Origin of the sequence: Streptomyces sp. H27-C3 (assembly GCF_030063415.1) — a bacterium.
Lineage (GTDB): Bacteria > Actinomycetota > Actinomycetes > Streptomycetales > Streptomycetaceae > Streptomyces.
In genome coordinates this window covers 81,534-100,196 of the sequence record NZ_JASITA010000014.1, presented here as the reverse complement: position 1 = coordinate 100,196, position 18,663 = coordinate 81,534, and the positions used below count along the sequence as shown (strand labels likewise).

The window sequence follows — 18,663 nt, the reverse complement described above, 5'->3', positions numbered from 1 at the left end:
CATGGACAGGGAGCTGTGGCACGCGAGTCCTCCAGGCGGATCTGTTCTAAGAAGGAGGACCCTAGCGTCATCTGCTCAGGCCGCAGCGAGCCCCAGGCCGTCGAGCTGCCCGGCTATCCATTCGACACGCCCTTCGGTGGATAGCTCGGTCGGCAGTTCGAGAACCTTGACTCCGCTGTCGACGGTGGCCTTGAAGACGGCCGCCTCGACCTCGTCGCGCAGCGTCAAGACCTTTTCCCGGAATCGGTCCCCACCAGACTTCTGGTCGAAGCGGTCACGACTGAAGATCACGACGTCGTAGGCGAGGGGCATCCAGGCCCGGCACAGGGCTTCCATGGCCGCGATGATTGCTCCGACACCAGGCTCGGAGAGGTCAAGGACCGTCCGGGCGTAGGCGATCACGTTGGCGGGTGTCTTGTCGGCGATCAGGAGGCTGTGGTGGCGGGCTGCCCGCATGGGGACGGAGAGTTGCTGGGCGAAGGCGTCCAGCTCTGCCACCAGGTCGAAGGTGCCGACATTGTGAAGCACGATGTCTTCAAGGAACGGGCTGTAACGGGCTGGCTCGTCCATGGCCGTGACGTTGATGCCCTGCTCGCGGTAGTGCGCTGTCAGCGCGTGGACGAGCGTGGTCTTCCCGCCTGCCTGGACGCCTTCGACGGCGACGACGGCGCAGTCCCGGATGGGCATGAGTCCTCCAAAAGGTTGGTGAAGGTGGACGACTGGAGCCACTGCCAGGCCCCGTCTGCACCGGCTGCGAGCTTCCGGTTGACGTTGAGTCCGTGGACGGGGTCCCAACGGCCGAGACCGGCCGAGTGGACAGCTACGTAGGCCGTAGACAGGGAATGGCGAACGTTCAACGTGCTGATGCGCTCCCGAGCCTCGACGTCGTCGCGGTCGAGCCACTTGCGGTGGAGCGCTGTCATCGACGTGCTGCGCAGCTCGGGCTGGGTGACATCGAGCTTCAACTCCTCACACACGTCGACCAGGCGCCGCGAGGCGCCGTTCAGGAGGTGTCCTGCGTCGTACCTCGTGTCGACGAACACTGGATCTCCGGGGTCCGGCGTGCGACGACGTTTCCAGGTGGCCCTCGCGTCGTCGATCGCAGCGTTCGGTGTGTCGCTGGCGTTCGCCAGGACTCCAAGGTCGGCGCAGAACTGATGGCCCACCAGAATGTCGGACTGTTCGGTGGCCTGGCCGACCGCCTCGGCCGCGCTTTTGATCAACTCCTGCATTTCGTCCGGATCTTCGACGTAGACGCTGGTGAAGGCGAAGTCCACGTCCTCCAGATCGACCAGTGCATCTTGGTCTGGCAGGTCGAGGTAGACGACCGAGTAGCAGAAGGGGCGGTTCCCGTTCTTGATCCGGTAGTTCTTCGTCCACTCCAAGTCGATCGATGCGACGCGGCGAACTCCTGCCGGCTTGTTGGGAAGCAAGGATGGATTGCCGATATTGCTGACCGTGATCATGCTTCTCCTCACACAGGCAGGGGCCGACCGGTCTGGTCGGCCCCTGCTGGGTGACGCTACTGGGAGGGGCTCGTGTTGTTGGTGAAAATGGAGGGGAAGCGGTCCCAGGCGACGTTGTCGACCACGTGACCGAGATCGAAGCCCTTGTCCCACGTCAGACGGCCCAGAAGCTTGCCGCCCAACAGGCTGACGGCCGCCGCCGACGTCAGTGTCCCGGCGCCGAGTTCCTCCACCGCCCGCTCACGGGTCTCCTCGGCGAAGAGTTCCATGGCGATGGTCTGCACCGTGCTGGGGTGCTGGTAGGTGTGCAGGGCCGCGCTGACCTCCAGTCCCTGGAGACCCATGGCCTCGGGGAGCAGGCCGTCGAAATGGGCATCAGCGGCCGTGTCGATCATCGGTACGACGCCACGCTCCCGGTGCTCGCGGTCCTGCCACGCCTCGCCGACACCGATGATGCCGGGGAGCCTCTCCGTCGCGAGCGTCAGCATGACGTGCAGATCGTCCTGGAATGAGTGCCAGGCGATTCCGGCGGAGTGCCGCCTGGCCTGCACGAGGATGCCGTCGATGAAGCGGAGCATCGCGCCGTTGTCCCCGGGCTGCTCGCTGACAGCTAAGCGGTAGCCGAACTGAACAACGTCCGGCTCGATCAGGCGCTCCTTGGTTCGGTGGACCGGCATGAAGACAGCACCGGCCGTTACCAGAACGGGATCACCATCGACCTCGGCCCACTGACACGCCATGCCGGTGAGGAGGTGCATCTTGTGCCCGAAGGGCCGCTGCTCCGCTCCGAACGGCGTCTTGGGGTGAAGGAGGCTGGTCAGCTCACGCATCTGCGGGCTCCGCGTAGTTGGCCGCCAGGATGGACCTGCCGAGATACTTCGTGACGTGGTTGCGCTTGAACCGGTAACGCTTCCACAGCTCGGTGATCGGCTCCTCCGTCACGTTGCCGAGAGGCTCGAAGAGGTCCTTGGCGTCGTACACGGGCCAAGCGTTGGCGACCCCGTTGGGTTCGATGCAGATCATGTGGCCCTCGTTCTCCGGGGTCCACTTCGTGAGGCGGACGGCGGGCCGCCACATGAGCGTGGTGCGCAGCTCCGAGATCCGGCGGTACACCCCGTCAGCCTCTTCATCGCTCATGAACTCGTGCTCGGCCAAGTCGAGGGCGTTGCCCTTCCGAAGCGGCATGATGAGCTTCACTTTGCCCGCGCCGAGGGAATCTGCGATCTGCACGGTGAAGGGCAGGTACTCCGAGTACGAGCGCAGCACGACTGTCGAGAGGGCCAGAGGGATTCCGGCCTCCTGGAGAGCCCGGACGCCGCGCATGACCGTGTCGTAATCGCCGCGCACGCGGTTCGTCACGCCGCGCGGCCCTTCGAGGCCGATGTTGGCGTAGGCGATCTTGCCCGCGATCCTCTCGGCATGGACGTGGCCGTGCGTGGCGTTGGTCGGGACGGCGAGGATGAAGTCCCGGTGCCACTCCTCAACAATCTCGGAGAAGTCCTTCCGCATCAGCGGCTCCCCGCCGGAGAGGAAGACCCGCTTCACGCCCTTCAGGTTCTTGCGCATGACGTCGAGCTGGTCGAGCGTGGGGTCCGGCCGCTGGAGCGTTTCGGAGCAGAAGTCACAGTCCATGTCACACCGCTTGGTGACCTGGACGATCGCCGACAGCGGGGCGGTGAGGGACTCGATGTAGGCGTCGATGTCCAGATCCGAGGGGGCCGTGAAGTAGTGGCCGTTGGTGCTGAACGACACGCCGTTCCCGACATCGAGCGTCGTCTTCTTGGGAACGGTGAGGGTGCCGAGATCAGTCACTGCGTCCTCCGAGGTAAGTTCGAAAGCTCCGATGGGACACGGAGCTGCTTGGCGGGTGCGCTGTTCCTCATCACGCGGGGCCTTCGGGCGCGCGCTTCCTGCCGAAGCGTTCGGCGACCCTGCCAGCGATCACCTTGATGGCGTCCCATCCCGTCTTCCCCTCGGCCTCAAAGTGCCAGCGGAAAGCGGAGAGATGGATGACCGTCCGGTCGACCGGCCCATCGCCAACACCGACTGCTTCTGCAAGTGCATCGATTTCGTCGTAGGGCCGGAAGGTATTGTTGAGGGACGTGAAATCGCTCTTGCGTCGCGGTGTCCAGAACTGGTTCAACTTGCTCCTTCTGTGATGGAGTTACTGGCCTTCTTCGTCGTCCAGTCGTTCACGGGCCCTCTCTTGCACGGCCCGCCATTCCGCCGACGACTGGTAGAGGAGGCATTCCTGGGAGTTCTTGCAGGAAATCTCCAGGAATGTTCCTTCCTCGTCGCTCACGACCGCCACGACAATCTCGTCCAATGTCCGGACCGCGTCGCACCCCATGCATCGAAAGAGCGGCGCACCCTCGGTCAGCTTGTGGAGCGGGCTGGCGTAAATCTCCCATCGGCACGGGGTGTGTTGACTCCAGCGCCGGGCCGCGCAGGCGACCTGGTCCTGACATTGCAACGAGCTGATGTGCACTTCCTCGTCGGGGTCGTCCTGCCTGGAGACGCTGTATTCCAGGAGCCGCAGGGTAGAGGCCACTACGAGGCAGCCACAGCGCCCGCATGGAAACAGGAGAGAGTCAAGGTCCGTGATCAATCCTCCTCTCCCTCCTCTGATTGCCCGGCGGGGCAGGTAATCCCTTCACGCGGACACAAAATCAGCGCAAGCGATACATGCTTCCCCGTGGTGGCCCTGTAGTCGCACGAAAAATCCATCCCGGCAACCACCTTCACGGTGGCCACCTGTTCAATCACCGACGGTTCAACGTCCAGCGGTGCCGGTGGCGCCACACCAAGTCGCAAGACCACCCAGGCAATGGCGTCCCTAGGTGTCCCATAAGTACCGCTGAGCATCTGCGACGGCTTCTGAAGCCATCCACGCCTGACCATCGGCGGAGTCACCGATTCAGGCTTCCGGCGTTCCGCAGCATCGGGTCGCAGCTCACCCGACCAACTGAAAGCATGGAAGTGTCGACTGTTCATCTGCGGTTCCTTATGCCGAGCGCTGCTGGAGGTTGGGGAGTGGACCAGGGAGCAACGCCAGTCCCGGGGCACTGATTGCTCGCGTTTCGCGGGCCTTGATCAGCACCTTGGCCCAGTGCATCTGCCAGAGCCTGAAGTAGCAGTACGGGCAGGCAGAGAAGGCACTGTAGGTGTTCCCGAATTGGAAATCACCGACGTCGGTGACCCAGGTGGGCTCTTCGCACTTGAAGCAGTGACCCTCAATCCACTCAATATCACCGCAGAGCTGAAGCGGTGTCATATCCGACCATCTCCCCTACAAGTAGCCATATCTGTCGACGTACAGGGTGACCGCGAGGCTCACCAGCAGCCAGGCCAGGATCACGAACAGGCACCCGAGCCCGATATGAATCAGTGGTGGCTCATCGTCGCCTCGGCGACCCTCTGGCGCAGTTGCGAATTCCGGACCTCGGCTATCGGAGTCCACTTCGCCGCGAGCAATGGAGTCGTGCACTCCGGAAGCTGAGCCGCGAGAGTCCGGAAGAGATAGTGGTACGTGTAGCAGATCCGTTGGGGTTGGCATCGTCTCAAGTCGGCTGGAATATAGCTGACATCAATCAGCAGAGGGCAGCGGAGATCTTGCTGTACCCATATCCCCTCGATGCCCGTCGAGCTGACGAGGGCCCGATGGGCACTATGAATCATGCTCTCGGAGTCCGGATCAGCGAATTCTTCCCGGATCGCCCAGACATGGGTGTACGGATTGAAGAACTGCAAGATCGCCCGCAGCTCATTGACGACAACCGTGCCGGTGAGGATCACGGGACAGTCGGCACAGGCTGTGTCAGTCTCGTGGAAGTGCTGATCAAGCTGGTCAAGGAGGTTCCTCAACACTGCTCTCTCGCCCGGGTGCTGTTCCAGGTACTCGTTGAGATCAGCCTTGATGCTGGCCCTGGAGAGAGTCATGACGTCTCCAGCAGCAGGCACGAAGCGAGAAGGGGGAGAGTCCGAACCGGGCACAGGCGCCCCTCCAGCTTGACGGTGTGAGTCTCCGTAGCGATGGCGTAGGGACGCCGGGCCTTGCCAACCAGCCACTCTTCGCGGCGTCGGAGGTCACCACGCAGGCTCCGCAGCAGCGCACGCCTCTCGCTCGGCTCCGGGTGGTCCACGTCGAAGCGGGCCAGTCGCTCGTCCAGCCAGTGCATCGCCTCTTGGGGGGAGGCGAGAACCGCTTGTTCGAAAAGCGGGTGGTGACGGCGTTTGTCCACCCCGGCGAAGACGGCGCTGTACTGCGTCGCGACGAGGCCAATGAGCGCTGCCTGGGCGGGCGCAATCATGCGGTACACCTCGCCAGGCTGACGCGGCTCCGTAACAGCTGTTCCGGAAGAACAACCAGGGTGACCTGAACGTCCTTACCGGTTGGGGTGGGTACACACGTCCAGTCCTCGGCGAGCGCCTCGACGAGGAACAATCCCCGGCCGGTCGTCGAGTCCCAGTCCGGCTCCTTGACGATTGGCATGTCCGGCGATCGGTCGCTGACTGTGATCCGAAGCTCTCCACGAGAGCCTTGGAGACTGAGCACAGCTTGCCGCCCGGCGTGCTTGTACACGTTGGCCAGCAGCTCAGTGACGATCTTCTGCGCGTCGTCAACCAGGGCCCCGAGCTGCCATAACAGCAGATGCGCCCGCACGATGCGCCTGATGCGGTGCAAGTCTCTCGGGTCAACGGTCAGAGGGAGTCTGAACTCGTCGTAGGTCTCGTGCGCATGAGGGGGTGTCACGTCGCCTCCAGAACCGATCCGACTCCACGCTCACCGACATCGAACAGGCGTTGCAGCGCGGCTAGTTGGACTGTGAGTGCAGCAAGTTACGCAACAGAGTGCACCCGTAACCAACCTGAGCGCAACAACTTCTGCTTCAATGTTGGAGATTGAGCTGCATCGGATCATCAACTTGGCATATGCCGATCCTTGGAGGAGCCGTGTACGGCACACTGGACATCGACATACGCGGTGAAGGAGTGAAGATGCCAGCACACCCGCGCCCAACTGTGCGCCGACGGCGACTTGGAGCCGAACTCAAGCGCCTGCGGGAGGCGTCCAACGTCAGCATGGACCACGCTGGCGAGCACATCGATGGCGACAAGACCAAGATCTCCCGCATCGAGAACGCTCGACAGGGCATCAGGCCGTTGGAACTGAAGGCACTTTTCGCCCTCTATGCCGTCGAGGACGAGAAGCTCAAGACCGCCCTGCTCACGCTTGCGCGCGAGGGCAAGCGCAAGAGCTGGTGGCAGCAGTACGACGAAATCCTGTCGCCCCACTTCCAGGAGCGACTCACCCTGGAGGCTGACGCCGTACGGGTCCTGGCGTTCCAACCTGTGGTCGTCCCAGGGCTACTTCAGATCAAGGGGTACGCCGCCGATGTCCTGCGGGGCGCGAGTCATCCGCTCACCCCTGAGCAGATCGACGCGGAAGTTGAACTCCGACTGGAGCGCCAGTCCATCTTCGACCGTGAGGCCCCTCCGCAGTACGTCTGCATTTTGGATGAGGCGATCCTCCGAAGGGAGATCGGAGGCCCCAAGGTGATGGCGGAGCAGTTGCAGCATCTCCAGGAAGCGAACGACCATTCGTCCATCTCTGTCCAGGTGATCCCGAATGCGCACGGCAGTCACGCTGGCTTCAGCGGAGCATTCACCGTCTATTCGTACCCGGACCCGATGGAGCTGGACGTCGTCGGTCTCGACTACCTCGACGGGTCGCTATATCTGGAGGAAGATGGTCCTGTCGAGCGGTATCGGCGGGCCTTTGACCAGTTACGCGCTGCGGCTCTATCGTCGCGGCAGTCCATGGATCTGATCTCGCAGGTCATGCGGGATCTTCACAACAAGTAAGAGGCACCTTGATGATGCGGCACGACCTTCCGGCAGATCGGTGGATCAAGTCTTCCTACAGCGGCGACGCCGGAGCCCAGTGCGTCGAATGCCAGCCCGTGGCCAGCGCAGACGTTGCGGTGGGGGACTCGAAGGAACGCTCCAAGGGCGCCTTCGTGTTCTCTGGCGTTGCATGGCAGTCCTTCGTTGACGCGGTGAAGCACAACGAGTTCGGGCAGATCTGATCAAAAGCAACAAACAGCAGCCCCACTCCCAAGGGCACGTAGGTGCGGGAGCGGGGCTGCTGTTTGTCTGCCGACGGTCAGTTGGTCTCAAGGGTGACAACGGACTGGTCCGTGATCATCCCCATGCCGTAGATGCTGTACCACGCAAGCGCGTGTTCGCGGCCGAAGTCCAGGACACCACCGTCGCGCAGCTCCACCGGCAGGCTGATCGCGTGCCCGAAGGCGTTGTCGCCGATCATGGAACTCTGGTAGACGGTCTTGCTCGCCGAGTTGGTGACCTGCTTGATCTGCGTGCTCTCGATGAAGATCACGTCGTCGATGCGGCCCACCTCGCCGAGGCTGAAGTTCCCGGGCTGGGCGTACTTGGTGGCCTCGATCCAGGACGGGTCCTCGCGCAGCCAGCGCGACTGGTGCGGGTGGATGAAGCAGACGTAGGTGTCGCCGAGGCGCGGGATGTTCTTGCTGGCGAGGGTCTCGACGCCGTCCTTGATGACGGCCGAGGTCAGGTAGTGCGCGGTGAGGGTGTCGCGGCCGGTGGCCGGGGCGCCCTTGTCGTACGGGGAGATACGGGTGATCGCGTTACCCGTGGTGCCGAACTTGTCGTACCCGTAGAGGACGCTGGTGGCGCCGAGCAGAACATCGCGGCTCTGGCCGTCGAGGTACATGGCCATGTTCCTCCCCAGAAGTCGGGAGGCGCTGGCCATGACGTCGTCGAAGGACGCGTTGAGCAGCAGTTCGGAGACGGCCACTGCGGCGCCGTGCTCAGCCACGGTGATGGAGAACTGACTTGCCGAAAGAGCCTGGGTCTCCATACGGACACCTTCGACGAGCTGCTTTGCACCGTCGAGGTTGTTGTACCGCATGAAGTTGATCGAAAGGCCCGGAGCGACCCCCAGCTCGGTCTTCTTCACAGCGAACTGTTCATACCGAAGAATCGGCATGGATTGGAATAGGATTTCTTTTGACCATATGGTTTGGATGGCCGGGGTGAGCTGTGTGTTGGAACCCGGGTATGCCGTCGGATTCGCACCGAGCTGGCCAGTACCAGTGATCGCAGAGGGCATATCGTGGTCCTTCTGATGTAGACGATATTGACCGGTCTCGCGCTCTAACTGGCACGCCTCCTTGATTGGAGTCACCAGGGCGCACTATTTCCGTTCGGATTCAGTCTGAGTCCGCCCCAGGAAATGGTGTTAACTCCGCCATAGAAAACAGAAAGCCCCACTCCCCTGTGAAGAGGAGTGGGGCTTTGGAAGGGTGGGGTCAGCCGAAGATGCCTCGGTTGTTGGGGGACTGCCCGACGCCGGGGATCTGCTTTCGGACCTCGGCCCACTTCGACATCGGCATGTTCTTGATGTCGTCGACAGAGAGCTGACGGGTCTCGCCCATGGCGCCACCGGAGCCGATGCCGTATCCGGTGGGCTGGGTGCCCTGCATCTGGGAGCGGGCCTGGGTCTGGGCGCTCTGGAGGCTCTGGACGATGGCGGCCGACTTGGCCTTCATGGCGGCCACCGACGCGTCGATCTCCTCGCGTGTGTTGCCCCTGACGAGGTCGTGGAGTTCCGGGGCGATCTCATTGGCGGCGGAGGTCAGGGCCTGGGCCTGGTACTGCTGGAGATCGGCGAACTCCTTCTCCTTGGTGGCCAGGGCGTCCCGTTCGGCTATCTGCGTCTGGAGCGCGGTGAGCTTGGCCTCCCACTCGGTCTCCTTCTCCGCGAGCAGCGTCTTGGCCGACAGCTCCCGCTGGCGCTTGTCCTCCACTTCCTTCTCCGCCGTGGCGACGGCGTCGGCGGCGGTCGCCTCCTCCGCCTTCTGTGCGGCCTCGCGGGCTTCGAGGTCGGCCTGGAGGCGGTTGAGCGTCTCCTGCTGGGTCTCCAGGCGGCCGTAGAGCTTCTCGCGCTCCTGCTGGCGGGCCCGGTTCAGGTCGTCCTCACTGAAGGTCCGCGTCTCCGGAGGCTTGGGGGTCTCGGCCGGGACGTTGACAGTGATGGTTTCGCCCGTGCCTCCCTCGGTGGTCCCGGCTGCGGCTGCTGCGTTGGGGAGAGTGCTGTTCGGCATTACGTCCTCGCGTCGTTGTTGGGAGTGGTCGTCTCGTTATTCGGCTCCTGGCGTTCCGGCGTTTTCATACCGTGGGCCATGGTCACGACTTGGTCGAATATCTTCTTGGCGTCCATCCCGGTCTTCAGGCCCATGCCTGTCGCGCCGGGATTCGGTGCGGAACCGGAGTTGCCCGGCTCCTTCTTGCTGGGGTCGGAATCGGGCTGGATTCCTACGGCTCCGAAAATACCAGCGTCGATAGCTGCCTTGATAAATTCCAGGACTCCCTGGGCCAGGACGTCCTGCTTCTGCTCCTCTTCGATCTCACGGAGTTTCTCGTCGGGGAACTCGACGCCGAGTTCGTTGAGTGCGGAGCGCTTCGATTCAAGCCCGAGGGCCATCTTGAGCTGGATTTCGTTGAGCTTGACGATGTTGTCCACCGGCAGGGGGCTCGGCCAGACAATGTCTGCCAGGTACGCCTGGGGGTCCGTGATGTCAATGAGGTCGGGCTGCGTTTCGTGCTTCTTGATTCCCTCGGTGGAGGGGTCGAAGGCGCGCGTGGTCGGCTCGTAGGTGTACAGGGTCAGCAGGATCAGCTCGTTGATCCGCTTGAACCCGAGCGCGTACTGCATTTGCTTGAGGGTGGTGCGCTGCATGAGGGGCTGGTACTGAATTGCCAGGGCGACGCCGCTGGTGTTGCTGATCGGCTGCATCTTGCCCAGGGCGGTCTCGGGGACGCCGCTGAGTTCGTGCATGCTGTTTTTCAGGATGCCCAGGTATTCGAGCGGGCCCTGAAGGTTCACGGACGATTCGAGGTTGAAGACCTTCGCGTCTTTCGGAAGGCCGCCCCAGACTTTCTTCGGGCCCTTCTCCAGATTCGTGGCCTTCGCCCCGGTGATGATCGTGACCGGTGAGGCGTGGTAATTTATGATGTCCGCGATGTCATTCGTGATGTTGTTGTACTCACGGTTCAGCGGAATGACGTCGTCGACATCGCTCTTGCCCCAGGGCGATCCGGAAACACCGATGTTCTTGATGTGGACGACAGGTACGACTCCGAGCGGGTTCGCCCGGTCGTCCACGAGATCGTCATTGATGTACTCGGTGATCCGGTCGTCTGTGAGGATTTCCGTGTAGGTGTACGTGGTCCGGGTTCCATCGGTGGAGGTGCCCCAGAACTTGTACTTGATTTTCACGCGAACCAATTTTTCGCGATCGTGCGGATGCCATTCCGGGAAGACGTGTGCGCTGGACAGCGGAAGGATTCGGACGCGGCCGGGGTGCTTGCGGCCTGCCTTGTCATCCCATGGCTTCTCGTAGGCGACCTTGACGAAGGCGTCGCCGGTTACGCCGCCGTTCTCGCCGATCTCGTAGAGGATGGACTTCTTGTCGTTGTCTTCCTCCCAGGCCCGGCGCAAAAGGGCGGGGATGATGTGGTCGTACTTCTTCTTCGTCTCGAACTGGATGCCCCGCCCGAAGACGAAGTGATTGACGTACCGGCACAAGGCGCCGGTGTAGTTGATGGTGTTCTGCGTCTCCCCCGCTTCTCTGCGGTAGGAGTGGTGGAAGCCGAGGTAGAACGCCCAGTTGGTGGAGTACCGGCTGAGACGCTGTCCGTGCACGGAAAATTCTTCATCGCTCAGCTCAACCAGCCCCAAGGGGCTAATGCTGATCGCGAGGTCACTGGAGGCCGCCCGCATGGCCGGAGGATAGAAAGCAACCGACGACATACGGCCTCTTTTGGGTTCGACAGCAGATCCGAACCCAATTCTTGAGGCCCTATCGGCGTATCTGTTAAAGAGCGCTCATGCCAAAGGCCCCGCTCCCGGTATCTGAGAGCAGGGCCTTGTGCGGGTCTGAAGGGTCAGTCCGTGATCTTGGCGTAGTTCTTCCGGAACTGATGGCCGCCGTCACGGATGGCAGCCTGGAACTTCAGCTCTGCACCGGAACCCGCGCCGCCCGCGAAGGGCTGGAGGAATTCCGGCGCCTCCGGCCAAGAGGCGGAGCCGACGTGGGCGCGCGCCTTGAGGGTCTCCTCTGCGGGCTTCTTCCAGATGACCTTGTTGTGGTTGGCGCGGCCAGGCGCGGTCTCGTAGCCGGACAGCACGCCGACGCCGAAGTCATGCGGAACGTCGGTGTCGGTGCCCACGCCCTCTTCGAAGCGCAGACGACCCTTGCGGGCAGGGTTGGTCCCTGTCTTGTTGGTGTACTCCGGTCGACCCCTCTCAGGGACGCCCGGAACCGGGGCGAGCGGGCTGGAAGGCATATCAATACCTCATTCGTGAGAGTGCACTCACCTCATGCTCCAGCCGCATTCCATATGGGTGTTAGCCGCCCTGCTTTTCGACGACGAGGCAGAAGCTGCCATCAGCCAGTTGAACTCGCTCTATTCCGTAGCCGGGTTGAACGGCCTTGGCGATCAGAAGGTAGCCGTCGTCTCCGTCGACCAGGGTCAGCGGGCCCCAGGTGCTGCGCAGGGCGACGGGCTCCCCGGGAGCTGCGACGGCGAAGCCGCGCTTTTTGCACCAGCGGCGCATCGACCGGTCCTCGGCCCTGATGTCGCCGAACAGGATTTGCACACCGCGCTCGCGCTCCGCGTCCTCCAGCCCCGTCAGCAGTGCGCTGCCGATCCCGCTGTGCTGCTGGCTCTCGACGACGGCCAGCAGCTCGACCTTGGTGAAGGTACGGGCGAGCGTGCGGTGCAGGGAGGCGGGGTGCTGTTCGATCCACTCGACGGGCGGCGCTGAGTACACCATCCCGGCCACCTGTCCCTGAGCGTCCACCGCCACCTGACAGAGCGCTTCGCCGTGAGGGATCTGGATGCGCCCACCACTCGTGTCGATCACGGCGGCGAGGCCCTCGGGGGCAGCGGCGCCCAGGGCAAGTGCGGCCAGGGCTGCGACACGGGCGCCGTCGCCGGGTGCGGCGTTGCGGATGACGGTGGTGGCTGCGTGCATGAACGAAGCCTACGGCGGCCAGGCCGCCGTAGGCGGGGGCCTACCAGTTCATCCACTTGTAGGTGCGGCTGTTGAGCCGGGGCACAGGGATCTGCTGGTAGGACTCGTCGACCTCCAGGGCGTGGAGCTTCTGCACGGTGTCCCCCACCCCCGAGGGAACGCTGATCACGAACCGCCGCCCACCGGGCATGACCTCCCACACCGAGTAGGAAAAGGGCTTGGCCAGGGTCGGCCCGTCCGAGGCGGGCAGCGTAAGGGCGAGCACCCCCGCGCGAACGGGGATACGGGCGGTCTTGGGCAGGACGCGAATGCCGGAAGTGGTGTCTGTGAGGGGGGCGTTGGCCCGCACCAGGATGCTGGCGCGGTAAACCTCGGCGTCGGAGCCCCACAGGTAGGTGGCGGCGATCTTCACCTGGTCAATGTGGCCCGGGAAGAGGCTCCCCTCGGGCGGGACCTCCGCCCCCTTGATGGGGTGCTGCGCCGACCAGCCCGGTATCCACCACGGGTCGTTCTCGAACCCGGCCGGGGGCTGGCCGTAGCTCATCAGGCGGCGACCAGTGCGATGGCCGGAGTGGAGCGCCGACCGGCGGCGTCGATGGCGACCAGCGTGAAGCGGTACTGCTTGGCCCTGATCTTGTGCCCGGTCAGTGTCAGCTTGTACGTGACGAGGTTCCCGACCACGGGGATACGGAAAACCCTGGACGGATCGGCCGGGTTCACCCCGATCTCGCCTTCGTGGAGCTGGAGTTCGTAGCTGGCGGGGTTGCCTGCGGAGGGCTTGGTCCAGGTGAAGGTGATCGCGGGCGTCGCCCCGCCCTGCGTGCCGCCGAAGGTGCCGATGAATGCCTTCGGGTAGTTCGGCAGGCGGGTGTCGGGGGTGAGGTTCTCCCACCCCTTGGTCAGGAACGGGTCACCGGGGCGGTCGCCCTTGGGGTCGTAGAAGTTGTTCGGCCGCCACCCGAGCAGGGCCTTGTCGCGCTCGCCCCGGGCCTGGTCCCGCTCGGTGGTCAGGGTGGTCTTGTCGAGCCGGAGCTGATTCCGTTCGGTGGTCAGCGCGGCAACTTGAGCCTTCAGCTCTTCAATGGTCGGTTCCGGCGGGGTCGCCATACTGCCTCCTCGTCACGACGGTGTTCACCGTGAATTATCCGAGGCGCTTCGCTTTTACCGGTAAAACATGTTCTCGTCGGACTGCACTTCCGGCATGGAAAGCTCCGCCGATGCCCACGTCGCGAGGGCAAGTGAGTCGACGTAATCATCATGTGCCCCGACTTCATCCGGAGCCTCGACCACGATATTTGGTCCCTGGAAACGCATCTCAGCGTCTTCCATCTGTGTCTGGAATCTCTTCCATACCTTCAGGCGCCTTGCCTTGGAATGTCCGGGCCAGGCTATCTTTCCCTGCCGCATGAGTTCCATGAGGTGCTTCCATCTCTTCGACTGGGCGCCGAGGTCCGACTTGCATTCGATGATCTCAACTCCTGGCATCAGAACTTTGAGGCGTGAGGCGACCACGTCTCCGACACCTCCGGCGTCGATGCAGATGGCATAGATGGAGTACGCGCTCAGCCAGTCGATGATGCGGTAGTACTGCTCTTCCCATTCCAGGCCGCTCAGGTCCAGCCAGTTGAGGAGACGGTGCTCGTACATTCCGAATTCGTCCGGGTGGTCCCAGTCGACCCAGGTAACGGTGACGATGGTCGAGTCCTGCTTGCGGGCCGGGTCGATGCCGACGAGCACCGGAGTGCGGTTCCAGGCCCGGACGACCTGCATGGAGGTGTCGCAGAGCCGCTCGAACTTCTCGCCCGTGGTGAACATTCCGCGATCGAGCATCCAGATGAGCCGGTAGCTCAGCTTGAACTCGTCACTGTCCTCGCCGATCTTGAGCTTCTCGGCCTCGACATAGACGCCGTAGTCGGGGTGGGCCTTGGCGACGTCCCGGTAGGTCGCCTCGAAGTGGTTCTGCCGCTCACCGCGCTTGCTGGCGAAGCGCTTGTTCTGCTGGATGACCTTGTAGAAGACCCCCTTCACGTACGAGGGGGTTCCCGTGAGGACCATGGTGCCCCGGGTGCTGGCGAGCATCGGTGAGATCGACTTGTTGATGACGCGCTCGTCGGCCACCTGCGCCTCATCGACGAGGACGACGTGGTACGTGCGGCCCTCGATCTGCGCCCGGGGGTGGCAGGTCTGCTTGCGCACGAGGGAGCCTGACTTCGAGAGCTTCAGCTCCCGGCCCTTCCCGGCGACCTTGTCGTCGATCTCCGGGTCCTCCATGATCGCCTGCGCCCGTTCCGAGGTGAGCCGGGAGACGAAGCGCCCGTACAGGTTGTCCGCCATGTCGTCGACCGGCGCGAAGGCTCCGACCCACACGCCCTCCGCGAACCGGCCCATGAGGTGCGGGAAGATCGGAGCGAGCCGGGGGAACATGATCATTGCGGCGGCGATGGTGTTGACGATCGTCTCGGTCTTGCCGGACTGCCGGGCCATGCAGGACGTGATCGTCTTGGCATCACCGAGGATCATCGATTCGAGGATTCGCCGGGCCAGTGGAACTTGGTAGTGCCGCAGCGGGTGGCCGGACAGCTCGTCGATCACCAGCAGCATCTTGTCGATGATCCGATCGACGGTTTCCTGGCTGATCTCATTCTCAGCCGAAGCGGGAATGTAGTCGTCCAGGACGTCCTTGTGCAGTTCTCCGCCATCACCCATTGGTTCGTACTCCTCTATTCCCATTCAGGAATTGAGGCTATGAGCGTTCAGAAAGGAAGTGTTACGACGTCATAGACGGTGGCGCCTTTCCAGCTCTTCGAGCACCACTGCTACGACCACCAGACCGTCGGTGGCCTCTTCGAGCTGCGGCTTTCCGGAACTCTTGCGCAGCTCTGCCAGCGCACGGGAAAGCTGGGTAACTCCCTGGTCGGCCCATTCGATGATGTCGGCCTCCCCCATGAGCATCGTCCTGCGTGCGATGCGGTCGCGGTAGCGGTGGCCCGGGATCAGCTCACGAAGCCGTCGGACAAGGGTCATCAGTTCTCCACTCCCAGCATTTGCAGCAGCGTCCATTCATCGTCCAGATCCGTAGAGACGTCAGCAACAATTCGGCGCACCGAATCCTCGACAACCTCCCGGTACTCCTCGGGCTCAGGCATCCGCGTCTCCTCGGACCATGGGACTCCCTGACGTCCTGAAGACATGCATCATGGCCGCATCCTCATCGGCCAGGACCCGGTGATAACGCCCCAGCGCCACAGCCTTGAGCCCACCTACTCGCATGACGAAGGTGCGGTCACAGCGCCGGTAGGGTGCTGACATTTCCTGGGTCCAGGTAGTGAACAGGAACTTCTGTCCCCGGTTCACACCGACCAGTCGGCAAAAGAAATTGGTCATGCCCCGCAACGTAATCGGGGTCATGACCAATCTGGTATCCGCGCTATCAGCTCAGTCCTGCTGGAGAAGCGACTGCGGCATCCGAGCCGTTGTCGTAGGCTCGATTCCCTGGGAACGGAGCTGCACCGAGTAGTCGATGCTGCTCTCGCGGTAGAAGCGGATCAGCTCCTCCAGCTCGCGCACGTAGCGGCGCAACTGGTTGAGGGCGGTCTCCTGCTCCTCCCGGATATCCCGCTGTTCCTGATTGGCTGTGGCACGCCTGTCCTGCCACACCTTGGTCCAGGCGGCCAGCGAAGCGATTCCGCCGCCGCCCAGAAATGCTGCTATGACTTCAGGGCTCACGAGGTGTTCCTTCGTTAGGCGATCCGACGGTAGGGGTGGCTGTTGAGCGTGGAGTTGATGTACCGGCCCTCCGAGGTGGCCTTGCGAACGTGACGCCACTGCCCTTCAGAGACCCGGTAGTACTCGTAGACAGCGCCACCGTGGCTGCCCTGCCCCCCTTCGCCGTTGCGGAACTCCAGGCGCAGGGTGTGCGTGCTGTAGTCGTACCCAGCGGCCACGGTTCGCGGCCGGGCCGGGTTGACGGTGTGATCCGGGTAGGTGTCGAAACTGAGCAGGGCGCCGCTGTCGCCGTCGGTCTCGAACGCGTCGAGCTTCGACTTCACCTTGGGGCTGGCGTTCTTACGTGACTGGGACTGGAGCCGGTCGATCTGCCGCTTGGTGTAGGGGCTGTTGTTGCTGAAGTTGCTTCCCGATCGCGGGAGCGGCTTTGGCTTGGCGTACTTCTTTGCCATTAGGGCTCCTAGCGGGAGGCGGGCCGACGAGTACACCTCAAAGTCTAGAATTCGGGTCGTGCAATCAGGTAAGCGAAAGCCCCCACATCGTGAGATGCAGGGGCTTCACCGGTTGACCCGGAAATCTTCAACAGACCGACTTCAGTGTCCTCTTCGGCTCTGGCTCGGCCTGGTCATCGACGAGATAAACCGGCCACCGCAGCCTCCCCTTCACGTACACACGCTTGCCGATACGCACTCCGTAGCGCGGCGCCTGCCCGAGGCGTGTCGCGATCTGCGCGTACTCGTGCAAGGAATCCGTGGCCTCCCGGTAAGAGACGCACAGATCAAGACGCTCGATAATCACCATGCCATGTTCCCCTGTGCTGAATTACTGAAAGAGAATCTTATCGACATCGGCCTCGGTATAGTTCGGGCCCTTGAGCACCTTCCCGTCGGAGCGCCGGACGGGGCGGCCGTCGAGACCCAGTTTCGACATGTTGCTGCGATGGACCTCCTCGAAGACGTCTGTCAGCGGTATGCCCAGCACCTCGGCCGTGCCATAGGTGACGTACAGCAGATCCGCCAGCTCCTTGGCCAGCGCGACCCTGGCGCTCCTGCCATGCTGGCTGCGCTCGACCCGCCGGGCAAGGCGGTTCAGCTCGACGGCGGCCTCCTTGGTCTCCTCCTCGATGAGCACCCGGCGCAGGGAGACGAGGTTCTCCTTGTCCTCCGTGGTGTGCTCGCGTTCCACACCGAAGGCGTCGTGGAACTCCTTCACGCGGGTCATGGGGTCGTACATCATGCTGCTCTCCTGTCGTGCTGGGTGCTGTTGTTGCTGGCCGCCCGCTGCGAATCGGCGACGGCTTCCTCGCGGAGGTGGTCGGCATAAAGGAGGTAGGCACGGAGCTGGCTTCCGCAGTCCACCAGATCCTGTTCCCACCCGCAGGTACAGGTCGCCCGGACCTGCTTACTGAGGGGTCCCACGAGTTCGTGGTAGGCGGACTGGTGCGTAGCGGTCACTGGGATGCCTCCACGAGGGCGCGCTCCAGGGCGAAGACCGGCGAGTTCTTGATCCTCTTCCGGGCCTTGTTGTAACCGATGGTGGTCCGTGGGTCGTTGTGATCCATCAATTCCTGCACAAGGTGCAGGGCCTGCTCCAGTTCCAGCAGGAGGACGGTCGTCGTCGCGCGGATGAGGTGCGGGTGGATGTGCGGAACGCCGGAGCGGCGCCCGAGCCGGACGATCGTGTCGTGGGCTCCCTGCCGGGACAGGCGCTTGCCTGAACCGGTGATGAAGATCGGCCCCTTGGTCCGGTCGCCAATACAGACCAGGAGGGCCGCGAAGGCGAAGTCCGGGAGGGGCATGGCCAGCTTCTCGTCGCGCCCCTTGCGCAGGACCCAGAGCACCCGCTGGCCCTGGACCATGCCCATGTCCTCGATATCGGCCCCGAGAAGCTCTGAGATGCGCAGACCGAGCAGGAGCAGAGTCACCACGAGGGCGTACAGCCGCTCCGAGGTATAGAACGCCTCCTTGAGAAAGCGCACCGCCTCGTCCATCGACATGCCCAGTTCCGGCTCATCGACGATCTTGGGCTTTTCGACATCCTGGAAAGGGTTGCGCTTCGCGTACTCCCAGCGGACGGCGTAGTTGTAGAACGCCGAGCCGACGTTGTAGGCGCGAAGGCGCGTCCGGGGCTTGAGCCCGTACTCATCGCGCAGCGCGGTGATGAAGGTGGCTGCCGTGTCCGGCCGCGCCTTGAGCGGGTTGATGCCCAGGGCCACGCAGTGGCGTACGTAACGGGAGATGTCGCGCTCGTACTCCTCGCGGGTCCGGTCCTTCTTCGTCAGGAGCCACTGGTCGACGGCGCGCTGCGCCTTCTTGAAGGGTGTCTTGCCGCTCATTCCGGTGGTCCTCTCCCGTCCGCCGAGTGCCCTGATGTGCCGGACCCCGGGGA

Annotated in this window: 29 protein-coding genes; 2 read left to right on the top strand and 27 right to left on the bottom strand. The window is 63.3% G+C overall.

Annotated features, from left to right (window positions below; genetic code table 11):
* Window positions 1-75: 75 nt before the first annotated feature.
* The 10 genes from QMK30_RS16260 to QMK30_RS16215 all read right to left on the bottom strand — a co-directional run bounded on the left by QMK30_RS16260 (window position 76) and on the right by QMK30_RS16215 (window position 6,219).
* A complete protein-coding gene (locus tag QMK30_RS16260; protein WP_283518724.1) occupies window positions 76-687 on the bottom strand; it encodes a nucleoside/nucleotide kinase family protein in 612 nt (203 codons plus the stop codon).
* Window positions 609-1,466, bottom strand: coding sequence for a hypothetical protein (locus QMK30_RS16255; protein WP_283518723.1), 858 nt, complete (start codon window positions 1,464-1,466; stop codon window positions 609-611). The genes QMK30_RS16260 and QMK30_RS16255 overlap by 79 nt, the downstream gene beginning before the upstream one ends.
* Window positions 1,467-1,522: 56 nt before the next feature.
* The gene (locus QMK30_RS16250) at window positions 1,523-2,296 is read right to left on the bottom strand and encodes a hypothetical protein (protein ID WP_283518722.1); all 774 of its coding nucleotides are present in this window, start codon (window positions 2,294-2,296) and stop codon (window positions 1,523-1,525) included.
* Complete coding sequence (locus tag QMK30_RS16245) at window positions 2,289-3,278, bottom strand: radical SAM protein (RefSeq protein WP_283518721.1); 990 nt, start codon at window positions 3,276-3,278, stop codon at window positions 2,289-2,291. Before QMK30_RS16245 ends, QMK30_RS16250 begins: the two co-directional genes overlap by 8 nt.
* A 70-nt stretch (window positions 3,279-3,348) precedes the next feature.
* Window positions 3,349-3,609, bottom strand: a complete 261-nt coding sequence (locus tag QMK30_RS16240; protein ID WP_283518720.1) for a hypothetical protein — start codon at window positions 3,607-3,609, stop codon at window positions 3,349-3,351.
* A gap of 21 nt (window positions 3,610-3,630) precedes the next feature.
* Window positions 3,631-4,017, bottom strand: coding sequence for a hypothetical protein (locus QMK30_RS16235; RefSeq protein WP_283518719.1), 387 nt, complete (start codon window positions 4,015-4,017; stop codon window positions 3,631-3,633).
* Window positions 4,018-4,070: 53 nt separating this feature from the next.
* Entirely contained in the window at window positions 4,071-4,460 is a 390-nt protein-coding gene (locus tag QMK30_RS16230; protein WP_283518718.1) for a hypothetical protein, read from the bottom strand.
* Window positions 4,461-4,850: 390 nt separating this feature from the next.
* Window positions 4,851-5,405: an NUDIX hydrolase gene (locus tag QMK30_RS16225; RefSeq protein WP_283518717.1), complete on the bottom strand. Its 555-nt coding sequence runs from the start codon at window positions 5,403-5,405 to the stop codon at window positions 4,851-4,853.
* Window positions 5,402-5,776: a hypothetical protein gene (locus QMK30_RS16220; RefSeq protein WP_283518716.1), complete on the bottom strand. Its 375-nt coding sequence runs from the start codon at window positions 5,774-5,776 to the stop codon at window positions 5,402-5,404. The genes QMK30_RS16225 and QMK30_RS16220 overlap by 4 nt, the downstream gene beginning before the upstream one ends.
* Window positions 5,773-6,219, bottom strand: coding sequence for an ATP-binding protein (locus QMK30_RS16215; protein WP_283518715.1), 447 nt, complete (start codon window positions 6,217-6,219; stop codon window positions 5,773-5,775). The genes QMK30_RS16220 and QMK30_RS16215 overlap by 4 nt, the downstream gene beginning before the upstream one ends.
* 200 nt (window positions 6,220-6,419) lie before the next feature.
* Here QMK30_RS16215 and QMK30_RS16210 point away from each other — a divergent pair, with 200 nt between their 5' ends.
* Window positions 6,420-7,331: a helix-turn-helix domain-containing protein gene (locus QMK30_RS16210; RefSeq protein ID WP_283518714.1), complete on the top strand. Its 912-nt coding sequence runs from the start codon at window positions 6,420-6,422 to the stop codon at window positions 7,329-7,331.
* Window positions 7,332-7,342: 11 nt separating this feature from the next.
* Window positions 7,343-7,555 carry a DUF397 domain-containing protein gene (locus QMK30_RS16205; RefSeq protein ID WP_283518713.1) on the top strand — a complete coding sequence of 71 codons (213 nt, stop codon included), beginning with the start codon at window positions 7,343-7,345 and terminating at the stop codon, window positions 7,553-7,555.
* A gap of 77 nt (window positions 7,556-7,632) precedes the next feature.
* Here QMK30_RS16205 and QMK30_RS16200 read toward each other — a convergent pair whose 3' ends face one another.
* The 17 genes from QMK30_RS16200 to QMK30_RS16120 form a co-directional block, all read right to left on the bottom strand.
* Complete coding sequence (locus QMK30_RS16200) at window positions 7,633-8,619, bottom strand: N4-gp56 family major capsid protein (protein WP_283518712.1); 987 nt, start codon at window positions 8,617-8,619, stop codon at window positions 7,633-7,635.
* Window positions 8,620-8,818: 199 nt separating this feature from the next.
* The gene (locus QMK30_RS16195; RefSeq protein ID WP_283518711.1) at window positions 8,819-9,613 is read right to left on the bottom strand and encodes a hypothetical protein; all 795 of its coding nucleotides are present in this window, start codon (window positions 9,611-9,613) and stop codon (window positions 8,819-8,821) included.
* Window positions 9,613-11,292: a phage portal protein gene (locus QMK30_RS16190; protein WP_283518710.1), complete on the bottom strand. Its 1,680-nt coding sequence runs from the start codon at window positions 11,290-11,292 to the stop codon at window positions 9,613-9,615. The genes QMK30_RS16195 and QMK30_RS16190 overlap by 1 nt, the downstream gene beginning before the upstream one ends.
* Window positions 11,293-11,456: 164 nt before the next feature.
* A complete protein-coding gene (locus QMK30_RS16185) occupies window positions 11,457-11,858 on the bottom strand; it encodes a hypothetical protein (protein ID WP_283518709.1) in 402 nt (133 codons plus the stop codon).
* Between the two features lie 61 nt (window positions 11,859-11,919).
* Window positions 11,920-12,549, bottom strand: coding sequence for a GNAT family N-acetyltransferase (locus QMK30_RS16180; protein WP_283518708.1), 630 nt, complete (start codon window positions 12,547-12,549; stop codon window positions 11,920-11,922).
* Between the two features lie 40 nt (window positions 12,550-12,589).
* Window positions 12,590-13,093 carry a hypothetical protein gene (locus QMK30_RS16175; protein ID WP_283518707.1) on the bottom strand — a complete coding sequence of 168 codons (504 nt, stop codon included), beginning with the start codon at window positions 13,091-13,093 and terminating at the stop codon, window positions 12,590-12,592.
* Window positions 13,093-13,656 (bottom strand): cell division protein ZapB, encoded by a 564-nt coding sequence (locus QMK30_RS16170; RefSeq protein WP_283518705.1) that lies wholly within the window; start codon window positions 13,654-13,656, stop codon window positions 13,093-13,095. Before QMK30_RS16170 ends, QMK30_RS16175 begins: the two co-directional genes overlap by 1 nt.
* 54 nt (window positions 13,657-13,710) lie before the next feature.
* A complete protein-coding gene (locus QMK30_RS16165) occupies window positions 13,711-15,255 on the bottom strand; it encodes a phage terminase large subunit family protein (RefSeq protein WP_283518703.1) in 1,545 nt (514 codons plus the stop codon).
* 69 nt (window positions 15,256-15,324) lie between these two features.
* Window positions 15,325-15,573 (bottom strand): hypothetical protein, encoded by a 249-nt coding sequence (locus tag QMK30_RS16160; protein WP_283518701.1) that lies wholly within the window; start codon window positions 15,571-15,573, stop codon window positions 15,325-15,327.
* Complete coding sequence (locus QMK30_RS16155; RefSeq protein WP_283518699.1) at window positions 15,573-15,695, bottom strand: hypothetical protein; 123 nt, start codon at window positions 15,693-15,695, stop codon at window positions 15,573-15,575. The genes QMK30_RS16160 and QMK30_RS16155 overlap by 1 nt, the downstream gene beginning before the upstream one ends.
* Window positions 15,688-15,933, bottom strand: coding sequence for a hypothetical protein (locus QMK30_RS16150; RefSeq protein ID WP_283518697.1), 246 nt, complete (start codon window positions 15,931-15,933; stop codon window positions 15,688-15,690). Before QMK30_RS16150 ends, QMK30_RS16155 begins: the two co-directional genes overlap by 8 nt.
* A 51-nt stretch (window positions 15,934-15,984) precedes the next feature.
* Window positions 15,985-16,275, bottom strand: coding sequence for a hypothetical protein (locus QMK30_RS16145; RefSeq protein WP_283518696.1), 291 nt, complete (start codon window positions 16,273-16,275; stop codon window positions 15,985-15,987).
* A 14-nt stretch (window positions 16,276-16,289) separates the two neighbouring features.
* Window positions 16,290-16,727 carry a KTSC domain-containing protein gene (locus QMK30_RS16140; protein ID WP_283518694.1) on the bottom strand — a complete coding sequence of 146 codons (438 nt, stop codon included), beginning with the start codon at window positions 16,725-16,727 and terminating at the stop codon, window positions 16,290-16,292.
* Window positions 16,728-16,854: 127 nt separating this feature from the next.
* Complete coding sequence (locus tag QMK30_RS16135) at window positions 16,855-17,076, bottom strand: hypothetical protein (protein WP_283518692.1); 222 nt, start codon at window positions 17,074-17,076, stop codon at window positions 16,855-16,857.
* A 21-nt stretch (window positions 17,077-17,097) separates the two neighbouring features.
* A complete protein-coding gene (locus QMK30_RS16130; RefSeq protein WP_283518690.1) occupies window positions 17,098-17,511 on the bottom strand; it encodes a pyrophosphohydrolase domain-containing protein in 414 nt (137 codons plus the stop codon).
* Complete coding sequence (locus QMK30_RS16125; protein WP_283518689.1) at window positions 17,508-17,729, bottom strand: hypothetical protein; 222 nt, start codon at window positions 17,727-17,729, stop codon at window positions 17,508-17,510. The genes QMK30_RS16130 and QMK30_RS16125 overlap by 4 nt, the downstream gene beginning before the upstream one ends.
* A complete protein-coding gene (locus tag QMK30_RS16120) occupies window positions 17,726-18,610 on the bottom strand; it encodes a tyrosine-type recombinase/integrase (RefSeq protein ID WP_283518688.1) in 885 nt (294 codons plus the stop codon). The genes QMK30_RS16125 and QMK30_RS16120 overlap by 4 nt, the downstream gene beginning before the upstream one ends.
* Between the last annotated feature and the right edge of the window lie 53 nt (window positions 18,611-18,663).

What these genes read in the sequence shown, in the direction of transcription:
- QMK30_RS16260 (WP_283518724.1), bottom strand. Translation starts at nt 687, where the DNA reads ATGCCCATCCGGGACTGCGCCGTCGTCGCCGTCGAAGGCGTCCAGGCA.
- QMK30_RS16255 (WP_283518723.1), bottom strand. Translation starts at nt 1,466, where the DNA reads ATGATCACGGTCAGCAATATCGGCAATCCATCCTTGCTTCCCAACAAG.
- QMK30_RS16250 (WP_283518722.1), bottom strand. Translation starts at nt 2,296, where the DNA reads ATGCGTGAGCTGACCAGCCTCCTTCACCCCAAGACGCCGTTCGGAGCG.
- QMK30_RS16230 (WP_283518718.1), bottom strand. Translation starts at nt 4,460, where the DNA reads ATGAACAGTCGACACTTCCATGCTTTCAGTTGGTCGGGTGAGCTGCGA.
- QMK30_RS16225 (WP_283518717.1), bottom strand. Translation starts at nt 5,405, where the DNA reads ATGACTCTCTCCAGGGCCAGCATCAAGGCTGATCTCAACGAGTACCTG.
- QMK30_RS16220 (WP_283518716.1), bottom strand. Translation starts at nt 5,776, where the DNA reads ATGATTGCGCCCGCCCAGGCAGCGCTCATTGGCCTCGTCGCGACGCAG.
- QMK30_RS16205 (WP_283518713.1), top strand. Translation starts at nt 7,343, where the DNA reads ATGATGCGGCACGACCTTCCGGCAGATCGGTGGATCAAGTCTTCCTAC.
- QMK30_RS16200 (WP_283518712.1), bottom strand. Translation starts at nt 8,619, where the DNA reads ATGCCCTCTGCGATCACTGGTACTGGCCAGCTCGGTGCGAATCCGACG.
- QMK30_RS16195 (WP_283518711.1), bottom strand. Translation starts at nt 9,613, where the DNA reads ATGCCGAACAGCACTCTCCCCAACGCAGCAGCCGCAGCCGGGACCACC.
- QMK30_RS16190 (WP_283518710.1), bottom strand. Translation starts at nt 11,292, where the DNA reads ATGCGGGCGGCCTCCAGTGACCTCGCGATCAGCATTAGCCCCTTGGGG.
- QMK30_RS16185 (WP_283518709.1), bottom strand. Translation starts at nt 11,858, where the DNA reads ATGCCTTCCAGCCCGCTCGCCCCGGTTCCGGGCGTCCCTGAGAGGGGT.
- QMK30_RS16180 (WP_283518708.1), bottom strand. Translation starts at nt 12,549, where the DNA reads ATGCACGCAGCCACCACCGTCATCCGCAACGCCGCACCCGGCGACGGC.
- QMK30_RS16175 (WP_283518707.1), bottom strand. Translation starts at nt 13,093, where the DNA reads ATGAGCTACGGCCAGCCCCCGGCCGGGTTCGAGAACGACCCGTGGTGG.
- QMK30_RS16170 (WP_283518705.1), bottom strand. Translation starts at nt 13,656, where the DNA reads ATGGCGACCCCGCCGGAACCGACCATTGAAGAGCTGAAGGCTCAAGTT.
- QMK30_RS16165 (WP_283518703.1), bottom strand. Translation starts at nt 15,255, where the DNA reads ATGGGTGATGGCGGAGAACTGCACAAGGACGTCCTGGACGACTACATT.
- QMK30_RS16160 (WP_283518701.1), bottom strand. Translation starts at nt 15,573, where the DNA reads ATGACCCTTGTCCGACGGCTTCGTGAGCTGATCCCGGGCCACCGCTAC.
- QMK30_RS16155 (WP_283518699.1), bottom strand. Translation starts at nt 15,695, where the DNA reads ATGCCTGAGCCCGAGGAGTACCGGGAGGTTGTCGAGGATTCGGTGCGC.
- QMK30_RS16150 (WP_283518697.1), bottom strand. Translation starts at nt 15,933, where the DNA reads ATGACCAATTTCTTTTGCCGACTGGTCGGTGTGAACCGGGGACAGAAG.
- QMK30_RS16140 (WP_283518694.1), bottom strand. Translation starts at nt 16,727, where the DNA reads ATGGCAAAGAAGTACGCCAAGCCAAAGCCGCTCCCGCGATCGGGAAGC.
- QMK30_RS16135 (WP_283518692.1), bottom strand. Translation starts at nt 17,076, where the DNA reads ATGGTGATTATCGAGCGTCTTGATCTGTGCGTCTCTTACCGGGAGGCC.
- QMK30_RS16130 (WP_283518690.1), bottom strand. Translation starts at nt 17,511, where the DNA reads ATGATGTACGACCCCATGACCCGCGTGAAGGAGTTCCACGACGCCTTC.
- QMK30_RS16120 (WP_283518688.1), bottom strand. Translation starts at nt 18,610, where the DNA reads ATGAGCGGCAAGACACCCTTCAAGAAGGCGCAGCGCGCCGTCGACCAG.